The 15,297-nt window shown below is 38.0% G+C and carries 15 protein-coding genes; 13 read left to right on the top strand and 2 right to left on the bottom strand.

The window, feature by feature from the left end:
* The first annotated feature begins 145 nt into the window (after positions 1-145).
* The 5 genes from ezrA to LIS78_RS24305 all read left to right on the top strand — a co-directional run bounded on the left by ezrA (position 146) and on the right by LIS78_RS24305 (position 6,464).
* Positions 146-1,837: a septation ring formation regulator EzrA gene (ezrA, locus tag LIS78_RS24325; RefSeq protein ID WP_252284449.1), complete on the top strand. Its 1,692-nt coding sequence runs from the start codon at positions 146-148 to the stop codon at positions 1,835-1,837.
* Between the two features lie 271 nt (positions 1,838-2,108).
* Positions 2,109-3,251, top strand: a complete 1,143-nt coding sequence (locus LIS78_RS24320) for a cysteine desulfurase family protein (protein WP_195781735.1) — start codon at positions 2,109-2,111, stop codon at positions 3,249-3,251.
* Between the two features lie 6 nt (positions 3,252-3,257).
* Positions 3,258-4,469, top strand: coding sequence for a tRNA uracil 4-sulfurtransferase ThiI (gene thiI / locus LIS78_RS24315; protein WP_014458016.1), 1,212 nt, complete (start codon positions 3,258-3,260; stop codon positions 4,467-4,469).
* A gap of 88 nt (positions 4,470-4,557) precedes the next feature.
* Positions 4,558-4,746 (top strand): alpha/beta-type small acid-soluble spore protein, encoded by a 189-nt coding sequence (locus LIS78_RS24310; protein ID WP_013059477.1) that lies wholly within the window; start codon positions 4,558-4,560, stop codon positions 4,744-4,746.
* Positions 4,747-4,871: 125 nt separating this feature from the next.
* Positions 4,872-6,464: an amidohydrolase gene (locus LIS78_RS24305; RefSeq protein WP_195781736.1), complete on the top strand. Its 1,593-nt coding sequence runs from the start codon at positions 4,872-4,874 to the stop codon at positions 6,462-6,464.
* Positions 6,465-6,487: 23 nt separating this feature from the next.
* Here the strand turns inward: LIS78_RS24305 and LIS78_RS24300 are convergent, their stop codons facing one another.
* Positions 6,488-7,288 carry an NAD kinase gene (locus LIS78_RS24300; RefSeq protein ID WP_195781737.1) on the bottom strand — a complete coding sequence of 267 codons (801 nt, stop codon included), beginning with the start codon at positions 7,286-7,288 and terminating at the stop codon, positions 6,488-6,490.
* 149 nt (positions 7,289-7,437) lie between these two features.
* Here LIS78_RS24300 and sppA point away from each other — a divergent pair, with 149 nt between their 5' ends.
* From sppA to LIS78_RS24260, 8 genes are all read left to right on the top strand, one after another.
* Complete coding sequence (gene sppA, locus LIS78_RS24295; protein ID WP_195781738.1) at positions 7,438-8,448, top strand: signal peptide peptidase SppA; 1,011 nt, start codon at positions 7,438-7,440, stop codon at positions 8,446-8,448.
* Between the two features lie 10 nt (positions 8,449-8,458).
* Positions 8,459-8,962 carry an RDD family protein gene (locus tag LIS78_RS24290; RefSeq protein WP_252284448.1) on the top strand — a complete coding sequence of 168 codons (504 nt, stop codon included), beginning with the start codon at positions 8,459-8,461 and terminating at the stop codon, positions 8,960-8,962.
* Positions 8,963-9,369: 407 nt separating this feature from the next.
* A complete protein-coding gene (locus LIS78_RS24285) occupies positions 9,370-10,068 on the top strand; it encodes a DUF2953 domain-containing protein (protein WP_013059472.1) in 699 nt (232 codons plus the stop codon).
* 13 nt (positions 10,069-10,081) lie between these two features.
* Complete coding sequence (ytfJ, locus tag LIS78_RS24280) at positions 10,082-10,549, top strand: GerW family sporulation protein (RefSeq protein ID WP_116073952.1); 468 nt, start codon at positions 10,082-10,084, stop codon at positions 10,547-10,549.
* A 176-nt stretch (positions 10,550-10,725) separates the two neighbouring features.
* Complete coding sequence (tpx, locus tag LIS78_RS24275) at positions 10,726-11,226, top strand: thiol peroxidase (protein ID WP_098901198.1); 501 nt, start codon at positions 10,726-10,728, stop codon at positions 11,224-11,226.
* Between the two features lie 147 nt (positions 11,227-11,373).
* The gene (locus LIS78_RS24270) at positions 11,374-12,366 is read left to right on the top strand and encodes a class I SAM-dependent methyltransferase (protein WP_209150708.1); all 993 of its coding nucleotides are present in this window, start codon (positions 11,374-11,376) and stop codon (positions 12,364-12,366) included.
* Between the two features lie 196 nt (positions 12,367-12,562).
* The gene (locus tag LIS78_RS24265) at positions 12,563-13,753 is read left to right on the top strand and encodes an acetate kinase (RefSeq protein WP_252284447.1); all 1,191 of its coding nucleotides are present in this window, start codon (positions 12,563-12,565) and stop codon (positions 13,751-13,753) included.
* Positions 13,754-13,984: 231 nt separating this feature from the next.
* Complete coding sequence (locus tag LIS78_RS24260; RefSeq protein ID WP_195781741.1) at positions 13,985-14,827, top strand: EcsC family protein; 843 nt, start codon at positions 13,985-13,987, stop codon at positions 14,825-14,827.
* Positions 14,828-14,853: 26 nt separating this feature from the next.
* Here LIS78_RS24260 and LIS78_RS24255 read toward each other — a convergent pair whose 3' ends face one another.
* Entirely contained in the window at positions 14,854-15,168 is a 315-nt protein-coding gene (locus LIS78_RS24255) for a hypothetical protein (protein ID WP_029319996.1), read from the bottom strand.
* Positions 15,169-15,297: the final 129 nt, after the last annotated feature.

Below are 15,297 nucleotides of genomic sequence, written 5' to 3'. Positions count from 1 at the left end.
TATAAAAAAATTTAATTTTTTGCTCAAAAGTTGGACTTTACATGGTATCATAAAAACATTGACGCAAAAAAATTTAAAGGATTAAATTCACCCTTTTTATAAATAAGAAACTTGTCATGTAGAACGCACTGTAAGGGGGCTTAGTATGGAATTCATTATAGCACTAATCATACTTATTATCGGATTAGTTGTGTACGGAATGTTTTCACGTAAAAAGATTTATCAAGAAATTGATCGCCTGGAAACGATCAAAGTCGAATTAGCAAATACGCCAGTTGCAGAGGAAATTTCAAAAGTAAAAGAATTGAACATGACAGGTCAAACTGAAGAGCTATTTGAACGTTGGCGTGAGCAGTGGGATGAAATTATATCAACTAATCTCCCGAAAATTGATAAAGAACTGTTTGAAACGGAAGAAGCAGCAGATAAATACCGATTTAAAAAAGCGAAGCGGTTATCTATACATATTGATCAAGCCTTAGAACAAACCAAGATAGATATTGAAAACATACTTACTGAACTTCAAAATTTAATTGGTAGCGAACAAGATAATCGATATGATATTGAGGAATTAAATCAGCTTCACCGCCATGTGAAGAAAAAATTGCTCGCACATCGGTATTCCTATGGAAATGCTGAAAAAACGTTAGAATACGCAATTAATACATCTAAAGAGCAGTTTAAAAAATACGAGGAAGAGACGATTAACGGAAACTATCTTCAAGCACGTGAGATTGTTCTTCAATTAAAAACTGATTTAACAGCTATTGATTCGTATTTAGAACAAATTCCAAAAGTGTTAGTTGAGTGTCAGACCACTCTTCCTGTTCAGTTCAATGAACTGCTTGACGGGTTCCGCGAAATGAGTGAGCAGGGATATGTGTTAGATCATCTGCAAGTAGAAGAAACGGTAGAGCTTTTAAAACAAGAAACTGCTGAAATTATTGCAGATATTGAAGAGTTATATGTGGAAGAAGCGATTACAAAACTAGATGATGTGAACGAACGCTTAGAGCAGTTATATGACTCACTTGAGCATGAGGTTTTCTCCTATCATAAAATGAACCGTGAATCTCATACGGTATCTAACTTCCTTCGTATGCTTCAAGAACGAAACCGTGAACTTCGTGAAGAAACGCTATTTGTACAGCAAAGCTATCATTTTAAAGAGCGCGATTTAGACGTATATTATAAAATGGACCGCGAACTAAAACGATTAACTAACTTGTACTATAATATTTCGGACAAGGTAGCGGAGCACAATTTAGCCTACAGTGTGATCCAAGAAGAACTCGAAGACGTTTCCAAACAGCTTAACCAATTAAAAGAATCTCAGGAATCCTATAGCGATATGCTACAAGCTCTTCGCAAAGATGAGCTCTCAGCTAAGGACAAAATAGAAGAACTGAAATCTCAGTTGATTGAAGCGCGACGCCTTATTCAAAAAAGCAACCTTCCTGGTGTTCCTGAAGAATATAAAGTGCAGCTGGAAAAAACGGTTCATATCTTAAATGAAGTAACCGCTAAGCTGAAAGAAAAACCGCTTAATATTCAAGCTGTTCAATCTTTACTTGAAGATGCTGTTGGTTTTGTTCAGGATACATTTGATGAAACAGAGGCAATGTTAGAAGAAGCGCGACTCGTTGAAAGAGTGATTCAATATGGTAACCGTTATAGAAGTACTCATCACTCGATTGCACAGTCTTTAGAAGAAGCAGAAGAAGCATTTCGTCATTATGAATACAAAGAAGCATTAAAACAGGCATCTGCAGCTATTGAGCAAGTAGATCCTGGTGCGCTGGATCGTATACAGCGTATTGTATCTTCACAAAGTTAAAAAGCTCGTGTCCAAAGGACACGAGCTTTTTTATGATGCTTTTCTTTGCATACTATCTCGTATCTCTTTCAATGCTAATAGTATAGTCTATGAATGCGGCAGCAACTGTTAGGATAAGGAAGGGGAGACCTTGCTTATAAAGTGGCAAATAGCTTTGAAAAGATCGTCTATCCTTGTTATGATTACTAAGGCAAAACCTAATTTAAAAAAGTATCAAGGTATGTTATGATAATACGTTGTTCCGAAAAAATGAAGAAGGGGGCGCGCATCCTTGATTTATTTAGATAATAGCGCTACAACAAAACCCTATAATGAAGTCATACAATCTTTTACCAAAGTAGCTACAACTTATTATGGCAATCCATCCTCCCTCCATCAATTTGGCGTACAGGCGGAGAATTTGTTGAGCCGTTCACGTGAGCAAGTAGCAGAATTGCTGCACGTATCGTCAAATGAAATTATCTTTACATCAGGAGGAACGGAAGGGAATAATTTGGCTATTAAAGGCGTAGCGATGCAATATAAAAGCCGAGGTCAGCATATCATTACGACAAATATTGAACATGATTCTGTTCATGAACCACTTAAGCAATTAGAAGCCCTAGGGTTTAACGTTACGTATGTTCCGGTAGATTCCAGAGGATTTGTGTCACCTGCGGCTATTGAGTCAGCTATTACGGATGAAACCATTTTAGTATCTGTTATGCATGTAAATAATGAGATTGGCACCATTCAGCCAATTGAAGAAATTGGACAGATGCTGACGAACTATTCGAAGGTACTTTTTCATGTCGATCATGTGCAGGGGATTGGAAAAGTTCCGCTTTCTTTAGCGGATCATAAAATTGATTTATGCACATTATCAGGACACAAAATTCACGGCTTAAAAGGAACGGGAATTTTATATAAACGAAATGGAGTTCAGATTCATCCGTTGCTTAGCGGAGGCTCTCAGGAAATGCAGCATCGATCAGGCACGGAAAATGTTCCGGGAATAGTAGCATTTGCTAAAGCACTTCGTTTAACACTTGAACATGCAGCTCAAAATCAGCAAAAAATGCGGAAAATAAAAGCAGAACTGATGGACAAACTTTCTGCTCACGAAAGAATCACGATTAATACGCCGAATGAGCATTCGGCCCCCCATATCATAAATTTTACAGCACAAGGTATTAAAGGTGAGGTTTTTGTTCACGCTCTTGAAGAAAAAGGAGTGTTTGTATCCACTACATCTGCTTGCTCATCAAAGCGAAAAAAGCCAAGTAAAACGCTTTTAGCTATCGGTAAAAATTACGAAGAAGCCGATCAGTCCATTCGATTGAGCTTGTCAGGCTTAAATGATTATAATGAAGTAACGCCCATTGTAAATGCTATTTTCACAGTAATTGAAGATCTAAAGAAAGTAATGAGGTAAATGATTATGATATATAACCATATTTTAATTCGGTACGGAGAAATCTCAACCAAAGGACAAAATAGAAAAAAATTTGTTGCCCAGCTAAGAAAAAATATTGTAACGGCTCTTAGTGCATTCCAAAATATTCACGTGAAATACACAAGAGACCGCATGTATATTCACTTAAACGGTGAAAATCACGAGCCTATCATCGAACGCCTTCAGCAAATCTTTGGTATTCAAAGCTTTAGTTTAGCATTAAAAGTTGAAAATGAGCTTGAAGCGATTCAAGAAGCAGCGTTAGAAGCAATGAAAGAATTTGATATAGAAGGAAAAACATTCAAAGTATCTACTAGGAGAGCGTACAAACAATTTCCTCTTGATACAAACGAATTAAATTATGCAGTAGGAAGTCATATTCTACGAAATACAGAGCATCTACAGGTAAACGTAAAAGAACCAAGCGTAAATGTACGAGTAGAAGTGAGAAGTGAAGCAACGTATATTACATGTTTTGATTATCGCGGAGCAGGAGGTCTTCCAGTTGGTACGAGTGGAAAAGCGATGCTGATGCTTTCTGGAGGAATCGACAGCCCGGTTGCAGGATACTTAGCCATGAAGCGCGGATTAGAAATAGAAGCGGTTCATTTTTACAGTCCGCCTTTTACAAGTGAACGTTCTAAGCAAAAAGTCATCGATTTAACGCAAAAATTAACCGCTTATCACGAAAAAGTAAAGTTACACATTGTACCGTTTACAGCTGTACAGCAAGCGATTCAAAAACAAATTCCAGAGAATTATACCATGACCTCTACACGCCGTATGATGCTTCGAATTACGGACCTTATTCGTGAAAAAAATGAATCGTTAGCTATCGTAACTGGCGACAGCTTAGGGCAAGTAGCTAGTCAAACGGTTGAGAGCATGTATGCGATTAATGAAGTGACTAATACGCCAATTTTGCGTCCGCTTGTGACAATGGATAAAACGGAGATTGTTGAAATTGCCCGTAAAATTGATACACATGAAATTTCGAATCGACCGTATGAAGACTGCTGTACAATTTTTACGCCAAGCTCACCAAAAACTAAGCCAAAGCGTGAAAAAATAAATCGATACGAACAATTTTATGATTTTGAAACATTAATTCAAGAAGCGGTAAATAATGTAGAAACGCTTGAGATGACAGCTTCTTCGGCTACAAATACCGCAGACAGCGTAGAAGATTTGTTTTAAAAGTTAAATTTCATAAAATTACCAAAAAAATAATGTATGATGCCATGTGTTTTGACACAATCTATATTCAACAAGGAGGTGAAAACACATGGCAAACACAAACAAATTAGTAGCTCCTGGTTCAGCAGCTGCTATCGACCAAATGAAATACGAAATCGCTTCTGAATTCGGTGTAAATCTTGGACCAGAAGCAACAGCTCGCGCTAACGGATCTGTTGGTGGAGAAATCACTAAACGCTTAGTTCAAATGGCTGAGCAACAACTTGGTGGTAAATAAGTCATATTAATTAAATAATGATGGCTAAAAAGAGTGAGGGAAACCTCACTCTTTTGTCTTGTTTGTTTTGTCACGTATAATAGAGAGAGAAGATCAAGCTTTATAAAGTAAAGGAGATGTTGGCGATGGGGACTTTATTTTACGGCGGCAAAATATATACGATGCTAAAAGAAGATGAGCATGTAGAAAGCGTATATGTTGAAAAAGGATTCATTGAAGATATAGGCGCAGAAGAAGATCTAAGAATCAAATGGGGTGCCGAGATTGACAAAGAAGTACACCTCAAAGGATATCCAATGTATCCGGGCTTTGTAGATAGCCATCTTCACTTAATTGGTCACGGTGAAAAGCTCCTTAGGCTTGATTTGTCTCAAGCTACTTCTAGGGAAGACGTGCTGATGCGCGTTCGGCAAAAAGTAGAGAGTACACCAAAAGGAGAATGGGTAATTGGAGAAGGGTGGGATGAAAATCAGTGGGAAGATTCCTCTTTGATTCAGTATCAAGATCTTGATCAGCTTTCAACTGAACATCCTATTATGTTGAAGCGAGTCTGTCGTCACGGATTAGTAGTAAACGGGACTGCTCTTAAAATAGCCGGGATTACAGCTGAAACACGCGATCCGGAAGGAGGTATTATCCAGAGGGATGAAGTGGGAAATCCTACCGGTTTTTTGGCTGATCAAGCGCAAGAATTAGTAACGGCTCATATTCCTCAAGTATCAGAAGCATACATTCGACAAGCTCTTTCAGTAGCTATTAAAGATTGTGTTGAACACGGATTAACGGGTGGACATACGGAAGATTTAAATTATTATGGAGGCTTTTTGCGTGCATATCAAGCATTTCAAGACGTTATTCATAAAGAAAAGCAGCTGTTTCGTGCTCATTTACTTGTTCATCATGAAGCTGTAGATGATATGTATACATACGTTAAAGAAAAGAAAGACACATCCGCTTTTATTGAAATAGGACCAATGAAGATTTTTGCTGATGGTTCGCTTGGCAGTCAATCTGCCCTTTTAAGCTTTCCATACAAAAGCGATCCTTCTACAAGAGGCGTAGCTATTCAATCACTAGATGAATTAAAACAGCTAGTGAGAAAAGCGAGAGAATTGAATATGACCGTTGCAATTCACGCGATTGGTGATTTAGCGTTTCAATATGTAGTAGAAAGCATTGAACAATATCCTCCTCAAACAGGGCAAAGAGATCGTATTATTCATGCGCAAATTCTACGAAAAGATTTAGTTGATCGTGTAAAAAAGCTCCCGGTTGTGCTGGATATTCAGCCTCGGTTTTTAGCCAGCGATTTTCCATGGGTTATTGAAAAAATTGGAGAAGAGCATTTGGACTATTGCTATGCGTGGAAAACGTTATTGGACGAGGGCGTTATGTGTGCAGGAGGATCAGATGCTCCTATTGAACCTATCAATCCCATGTTAACGATTCATGCAGCAGTTTCTAGAAAAACTTCTCCGAACAGCTCGGTCGTTTACATACCTTCTGAGCGACTCACTGTATTTGAAGCTGTTCAGCTGTTTACATTAGGAAGCGCGCAGGCCATTCATCAAGAGGACAGAAAAGGATATATTCAAAAGGACTATGTAGCTGATTTTACCGTATTAGAACGAGATTTGTTTGAAATCTCTGTAGATGATATTCCAGAGGTACAGGTGCAGATGACTGCTATTGGTGGAGAAATTGTATATCAAAAATAAAAAGCGCCCAAGGGCGCTTTTTATTATAGAAATGTACGCTTAACTCGTTGCCAGAAAGAGTTATCTTTTAGCTTAACCGTTTTAATTTGACGGTCGCTTAAACGAATTTGAACTTGATCAACTTGACGTGCATTTAATGCTTCGTTATCTATTCCAATAATTGGATTGTGGTTGTTGTCATTGGATAGTTTTAAAGTGAGCGTATGCTCAGCGCTTAGGATGAATGAAGATCCTAATGTACGATAGTTATTATTATTTAACGATGCCAATTCGCTGACTTGCATACAAGGAATTAACGGATCAACTACGGCTCCACTTACCGATTTATTATAAGCCGTACTGCCTGTTGGTGTTGAAATAATCATCCCATCCCCACGGAATGTTTCAAAGTGATTTTCATTAATAAAAACATCTAGACTGAGTGTTTTTATAACACCTGATCGAATAGAACATTCATTTAAGCAATAAAAAGAAGTTCCTTGATCAATTTGAGTTTGTAAAACGGGAAATCGACGTACTTCTATATTTTCTGTCGTAATAGCTTCAATCATTTTATCCGTTTCATCAATATGAAAATCGCAGTAAAAGCTTAGTTGATCTGAAGTTGTGACACCAGCATATAAGCAGTCATCTCGAAAGCCAGATTGACGGACAGCCTGCAAGAAAGCTCCGTCACCGCCAATACTTACAATGATGTTAGCGCTGTCGAAATGGTCTACTACTTGAAAGTCATATTGTTTTGCAAGTTCAATAAGTGGACTTACGAGCGCCTTTGTTTCCTGGTTTTTTGGATGAAAGAAATAAACGTTGCGACGATTTGGCATAGATAGTTCCCCCTTGTTTGTCTGATATGTAAAATATTAGCGATAAAGTAAACTTTTTAAAAAAAGTTTGTTACAATAATTATAGCATTATTGCTTTAAGAATTAAAAGAATAATCTTTTAATTCTGACACCTAAAAAGGAGGATTTTCATGAACAAAAAAAGGTGGATTGCTCTTTTAATTGCGGCCTGCTTATTCATTTTTTCTGCGATTGTTAATATTGGTTTTTCAGTCAAAGAAGAAAAAGATGACGGTCTGGCAGGCATATTTGGAGGAGACGACAGTGAACTATCAGAAACAGTTATCGAAAAAGGGAATGCAGCTAAGAAAATTGCAGTGCTAGAGGTCAATGGAACGATTCAAGATACAGGAAGCGGTTCCTCTCCGCTTATGTCCCAAAATGGTTATAACCACCAAGCATTTTTAAAGCAGCTAGAGGCTGCAAAAAATGATAAGGCAGTTAAAGGAGTCATTATTAAGGTGAATTCACCGGGCGGCGGCGTCGTTGAAAGTGCTGAAATACATAAAAAAATTGAAGAGCTGAAGAAAGACACGAAAAAGCCAGTGTATATTTCAATGGGATCAATGGCTGCTTCAGGAGGCTATTACATTTCAACAGCTGCTAATAAAATCTATGCAATCCCGGACACTTTAACAGGTTCACTAGGTGTAATTATGCAAAGCGTTAACTACGGCAAGCTGGCTGATAAACTAGGAGTAGAATCTGTTGTTATTAAAAGCGGGGCTCATAAAGATATTATGTCTCCAACAAGAGAAATGACCGGAGAAGAAAAAGAAATTATGCAAACACTTGTAGACAACTCGTACGATGGTTTCGTCAATGTTATCTCTGAGGGACGTCACTTGTCTAAAGAAAAAGTGCGTTCCATTGCAGATGGACGAGTGTACGATGGACGTCAGGCTAAAGAGCTGAAGCTAGTCGATGAACTAGGTTATTTTGAAGATGCGGTAACAGGAATGGAGAAAGATTATAAGTTAAAAGGTGCACAAGTAATTCAATACAATCAAGGATTCGGACTGCCTTCTTGGCTTTCAATGAGCATGCAAAAAGTAATAGGTGGAGATGAACAAGTCACTGCAATGTTAAAAACATTTGCGCAGCCAAGCTCTCCGCGCCTGATGTATTTATATGCAGAATAGAGGTGGGAACATGGAAAATCAGTCTCATTCAACCGAATCAAACGACAATATAAAACATGAGCCAGCGGTAAGTACTCCAATAAGTAGCGAATTCCATTATGCAGGCTTTTGGATGCGCTTTTGGGCATATCTTTTGGATCTAGCTGTGGTAGCTAGCTTGAACTCCCTGCTGATCAAGCCCATTTTCTATTTAGCAGGTATTTCTCAAGGAGATGGATTTTTTTCTCCCTATACGATTGTAACGGTTATTATCTTTTATGGTTATTTTGTTTTAATGACCAAATATTTTGGACAAACGCTTGGAAAGATGGTGTTTGGGCTTAAAGTAGTATCGCTGAAAGACTCCACTTTAACTTGGCCTGTTGTGCTGTTTCGTGAAGGAGTTGGACGTTATATTTCTAAAACAGTTTTTTTACTTGGCTATTTATTAGTTGCGTTTTTACCTAAGAAGCAAGGAGCCCATGATTACTACGCAGATACAACTGTCATACATGAAGGTACAATAAGCAGATAATAAAAAGAGGCTGGGACAAAAGGATTTTAGACGAAGTGAAAAACGAACCATTGATCAAGATTTTTGATTAGTGGTTCGTTTTTTTTGTTATGGTAAACGTAGGTTTCATTTGTTTAGATCCTTCTAGCAGCTGATTGGAGGGCAAGGCGAAGACTCCTCCGGGAAAAGCGGAACAGGTGAGACCCCACAGGAGCGTATGCGACGAGGAGGCTCAGCGACCGCTCGCGGAAAGCGAAGTCTTGCACGGAAATCAACTGCGGTGTCACAAGCGGTTCAGCTCATGTATCCCATTTGTTCGTCTTTAGATTGGATTCATTTCGTTATATCTCAACCTCTTTTTATTGTTTTCATAAGGTTTAATATTCTGTGTTTTGGAGATAATGTGAAGCTAAGAAGGAGTGAAGGATGTGCTATGGCTTTTATGGATATTGCTAGCACTTTTAATTGTTATTGTACTTATTGTATGGACAAAAATCACGCTATTTGTAGATCTTCACCATGTCCGAGATAACGATTATTACAGAGTGAGACTCAGGGCTTGGTTTGGTCTTATTCGCTATACATATGAAATTCCGGTAGTGAAAGTGAAAAAAGATTCTCCTCGTTTGCTTGTTGAAAAGAAGAAAGGAATGGGTGATCAAGGAAAAGAAGACGAGAATTCATGGAGTGATTATTCTGTAGAAGACGGGCTAAGTATGTTAGAAAATGCGAAGCAATTCCTTGAACAGGTAGTCGGTTTTCATAAAATTTTTCGTCGTTTCTTACAGAAAGTGACGGTAAGTGATATTAGATGGCACAGCCGTTTCGGCTTAGGTGATGCTGCGTTAACAGGCGTACTTACCGGGGCTGTATGGTCTGCAAAGGGGGGCATAGTTGGTATAATCAGCCGTTATATGAAACTAAAAGATATGCCTGTAATGAGCGTTACTCCTGTATTTCAACATCTTTGGTCAGAAACGGTATTTGAGTGCATAATTTCTTTTCGAGTTGGTCAAGCTATTCTAGTAGGTTTACGGACCTTGAGATACTGGCGGCATACGTCCAAAAAGCGTCGCAAAAGATGGAAGTCGTCAAATAAGAACAAGACACACTCTGTGAAAACATAAGGAGGTTATCTTAATGGCAGAACATCCAATTAAAAGTTTAATGTCGACAGCTATGGAAAATTTAAAGGAAATGATTGATGTTAATACAATCATTGGTGATCCTGTAGAAACACCTGATGGCAGTGTTATTTTAACTGTCTCAAAAGTAGGTTTTGGTTTTGCAGCGGGCGGAAGCGAGTTTGGAGTAGAAGGGCATGCACCATCTTCTCCGGGACAGCATCAGCAAGAATCAGGTCATCCATTTGGCGGAGGTAGCGGTGGCGGTGTATCAATTACGCCAATTGCCTTTTTAATTGTGAGTGGAAGCGGAATTAAAATGCTTCACCTTAACGAAAGTACACATTTATATGAAAAGATTTTAGATACAGCCCCTCAAGCAATTGAACGCGTGCAGCAAATGTTTAAACGAAACAATCATCAGCAGGATCATCATAATCAACAAAATCAGCATCATGATAGTGCAAACGATTTTAATTTGTAGGTGTAAAATAAAGCTTTGCTTGCTTCTTTGAATAGTAAAAGAAGCAAGTAAAGCTTATTTTGTTTGGTTTGTTTTCTAGCTTGGAGTGCCATGTTTTGTATGTCATTTAATTGCAATATAGAGACAGACAAGCTAATATGAACAGTGTACATACTTATTTAAAGGAGGAATTATTCGTGACTAAGGTTAAATTTAAAGGTAACGATGTAACATTATTAGGAAATCAAGTGAAGGTTGGAGACAAGGCTCCAAACTTTACCGTTTTAGCAAATGATTTATCAGAGGTAACGCTTGACAGCACAAAGGGTTCTGTTCGCCTAATCAGTGTAGTTCCTTCTATTGATACTGGAGTTTGTGATGCGCAAACTCGCCGCTTCAACGAAGAGGCAGCTAAATTAGATAACGTAAAAGTATTAACAGTAAGCGTAGATTTACCGTTTGCTCAAAAGCGCTGGTGTGGTGCTAATGGCATTGATAATGTTCAAACTTTATCTGACCACCGCGACTTATCTTTCGGAGAAGCATATGGTGTAGCTATTCAAGAATTACGCTTATTAGCTCGTTCAATCTTTGTAGTAGACTCAAATGACAACGTAACGTATGTTGAGTACTTACCAGAAGTAACTGAGCATCCGAACTACGAAGCAGCAATCGAAGCAGCTAAAACAGCTAAGTAAGATTGTCAGTGGCGTTCGGCAGAAGGCGGAAAACAATGTTTTTCGCCTTCTTTGTGTTTTAAGAAGTTTTTATGATAAAATATGATGTTCCAAATAGGACGTTTACTCATTTATATAGATATTATTTCATTACACAGGAGGCAGAATATGAGTCAGTTAGCTAGTATGGAAAAGCTATTTGGTGTAATTGATCAAACAGCTATTATTTTAAGAAAAGAACTAAACTGCGTATATTTAGAAGCAGTAGCTGAAACGGGAGAAAATTTGTTTCAAGGAACTATTTTACAAGAAGAGCTAGATGAGGTAACTAAAAAACGTTTAAAAAAAGAGTACGATTCAATTACGCTTGATCATTTTGAAAAAGAAACTATTCGAAAAGCGTATCAGCTAGCTATTTTAAAAGGCATGAAAGAAGCAGTTCAGCCTAACCATCAAATGACGCCTGATGCTGTAGGACTATTTGTCAGCTACCTAGTTGGAAAGTTCATGGCAGGAAAAGATAAATATACGCTTTTAGATCCAGCAGTAGGAGCAGGGAACTTATTAACAACAATTTTAAATACACACGCTGCGTCAATTGAACACGTATACGGTGTAGATGTGGATGATTTATTACTTCAATTGACATATGTAAATGCAAATTTACAGAAGCACGGCGTTCAATTATTCAATCAAGACAGCTTACAGCCGCTTTTTATTGATCCTGTTGATTTAGTTGTCTGTGACCTGCCGGTTGGTTATTATCCAAACGATGAAGGGGCAAAAGAGTATAAAGTAAGAGCTGAAGAAGGTCATACCTATGCTCATCACTTATTTATTGAACAAAGCTTGCGTCATGTAAAAGACGGAGGATACGTAGTTGCCCTTATTCCAAATAACTTGTTCGAATCTGAACAGTCTCATTTATTACAGCCGCTGCTAAAAGAGGAAGCAATCGTTCAAGGAATCGTTCAGCTGCCGCTTTCAATGTTCAAACAAGAGCAGGCTGCTAAGAGTATTATCATTCTTCAAAAGCAGGGAGAAGGGGTAACAGCGCCTGATCAAGCGCTACTTGTGAATTTGCCGAAGTTCAGTAATCGAGAAGCAATGAGTGATATTATGGCTCAAATGGACCAATGGTTCCGCGTTAATAAAAAGTAAGTCTTTTTCGAAAATAACGAATATTTTCCGGTAGCGTTTTCATGATGTATAGCTCTTGAAATCTATTGTCGTGAATGATTAAATGAATAAGGATAGAAATCGTGTCGAAATGCATAGAATATTGTAGAGATTACACTTTTATGTTCTGTTCGTTATGTTTATGATGCACGTATAATAAAGAAGGAGCTGTTTTTTTATGTCAAAAATCATGGCAATCAACGCCGGCAGTTCTTCACTTAAGTTTCAATTATTTGAAATGCCAAGTGAGACGGTATTAACAAAAGGTTTAGTAGAACGAATTGGTTTAGATAACGCTGTTTTCACGATCTCGGTAAATGGTGAAAAACAAACGGATATTACAGAAATCCCTGACCATGCTGTTGCAGTTAAAATTTTAGTTGAAAAGTTACTTTCTCAAAACATCATTCAATCATACGATGAAATCACTGGTGTAGGTCACCGTGTCGTACACGGCGGAGAGAAATTTGCTAATTCTGTTTTAATCACAGATGAAACACTAGCGGAAATTGAAGCTTTATCTGATTTAGCACCGCTTCACAACCCAGCAAACATTGTGGGAATTAAAGCGTTCCAAGATATTCTTCCAAATGTTCCAGCTGTAGCAGTCTTCGATACAGCATTCCATCAAACAATGCCAGAAAAATCATTCTTGTACAGCTTACCGTACGAGTACTATGAAAAGTATGGCGTTCGTAAATACGGTTTCCACGGCACATCTCATAAATATGTTTCTGAGCGTGCAGCTGAGCTTCTTGGCCGTCCAATCGAACAATTGCGCTTAATTTCTTGTCACTTAGGTAACGGTGCAAGTATCGCTGCAATTGAAGGCGGCAAGTCAATTGACACATCAATGGGTTTCACACCATTAGCTGGTGTAGCAATGGGAACTCGTTCAGGTAACATTGACCCTGCATTAATTCCATTTATTATGGAGAAAACAGGAAAAACTGCTGACGAAGTATTAAATGTATTAAATAAAGAAAGTGGTCTTTTAGGTGTATCTGGTATTTCTAGTGACCTACGCGATCTAATCAAAGCAAGCGCTGAAGGCAATGAACGCGCTGAAACAGCACTTGAAGTATTTGCTAGCCGTATTCATAAATATATCGGTTCTTATGCTGCTCGTATGTCTGGTGTAGATGCAATCATCTTCACAGCAGGTATTGGAGAAAACAGTGATGTTGTACGTGCTCGCGTTCTTCGCGGTTTAGAGTTCATGGGCGTTTATTGGGATCCAGCTTTAAATAGTGTACAAGGAGAAGAAGCATTTATTAGCTACCCTCATTCTCCAGTTAAAGTTATGGTTATTCCTACAGACGAAGAAGTTATGATTGCACGTGACGTTACTCGTTTAGCGAATATTTAAGTTCATAAAGTGCCTCTTCAATGCATGAATTCTCATAAATTGTCAGGCAAACTAACGAAAAGCTGATTTCCTTGTTAGGAAATCAGCTTTTTTATATAGCGTAAATAGCTGACGGTTGAAAGAAGGTTTACAACGTATAGAAGAAAGAAATAATATAGGAAGCAAAATGTAACGGATGCATTATTTGTTATAATAAAAATAAAACTACTTATTTCTTGAAAGGGTGACATGATGATACTAACGAATCGCGAAGAACAGCTTTTAGAAGAAATCTATAAATGGGAAGAGAGCTTACAGAGCGTAGAAGCAACTGAGATGGAGTTATTGTACGAAGAGTGGTTAGAAAAAGGGCTTAACTTAATTCCTGCTTTTGTTCGTGAGACCTATTTACATAAAATTGATGAGGGACTCTTTCAGTTAACTGCATTAATTCAAGGTACGGAAATGCAAACTCAAGCGACAAAACGAATTATTGAAACTGCCCGTGTATTCAAAGAAGATATCACAGATCTGTCAGAAATGAATTCCCTTCAAGTAGATCAGCTTTCTTATATATGCGAACAGCAAATGGCCAAGCTTCGGTTGTATGCGCTGAGTCAAGGAGCACTTTCAGGAACCGGACAATCGCTGCTAGTCGGTATTGATATACCCGCTGTTTTATGCATGAATATTCAAGCGGTGCAACAGGCAGCAATGAGCTACGGCTATCATATCCAGACTCCTTCAGAACTTATGCTAACGCTAAAAGTTTTCCATGCAGCAACGTTACCTAGACACCTTCAGGCTGAGGGGTGGCATCAATTAAAGAGTGAGTTAAGCCAAGACTTTGACCCGTATTTTTATGAAGGTGTTGATCAAATTGTAGATAAAACGTGGCTGCAAAAAATCGTTGTGCAAATTGGGAAAACGCTAGCTATATTTGCTGCGAAGCGAAAAGTTTATAATCGTTTGCCAATTGTGAGTATGATGGTTGGTGGAGGGATGAATTATCGAATGGCCAAACAAGTGACAGATTATGCGAAGCGCTTTTACCAATACCGCTATTTGCTGGATAAGAAAAACGAGTCTCATTAATTTTTCATGAGACTCGTTTTTTTTGTCTATCCGTGAACTTTTTTTGATATTTCCTCATTTGTTCGATACCAAATCCACAAATCATTAATAATAGAAGCAAGTTCTCCTATCTCGCTATTTAATTCACAGGAGCGGATAAAATTAGTCTCATCTTCTAACGCCGCTTGTTTTTGATTAATACTCTTTTCTAAAGATTGAATTTTGTCTGGAATCTGCCCACGAATGGATTCCCATGTTAGGAGGATATCCTGCTGAACTTTTTCAGAATAGAATGTCCATTCTCTTTCAAGAGCAGGAATTTTTATACCGAGTCTGTTGTCATAAGTAAAAAAGCGCTCCATTTTTTCACCTCTTCCCTTCCATTTTATACAATGACAAAAGCCAGAGCTACTGTAAGTGAAAAATAAATCATTTATACTTGATTTATGCATATAAATATACACAGTATTTCAGGAAGGAATATTCATTCA

Origin of the sequence: Priestia megaterium, assembly GCF_023824195.1 — a bacterium.
GTDB lineage: Bacteria > Bacillota > Bacilli > Bacillales > Bacillaceae_H > Priestia > Priestia megaterium_D.
Note: the sequence above shows the minus strand (reverse complement) of the source record. Positions and strands in the feature narration are given on the sequence as shown.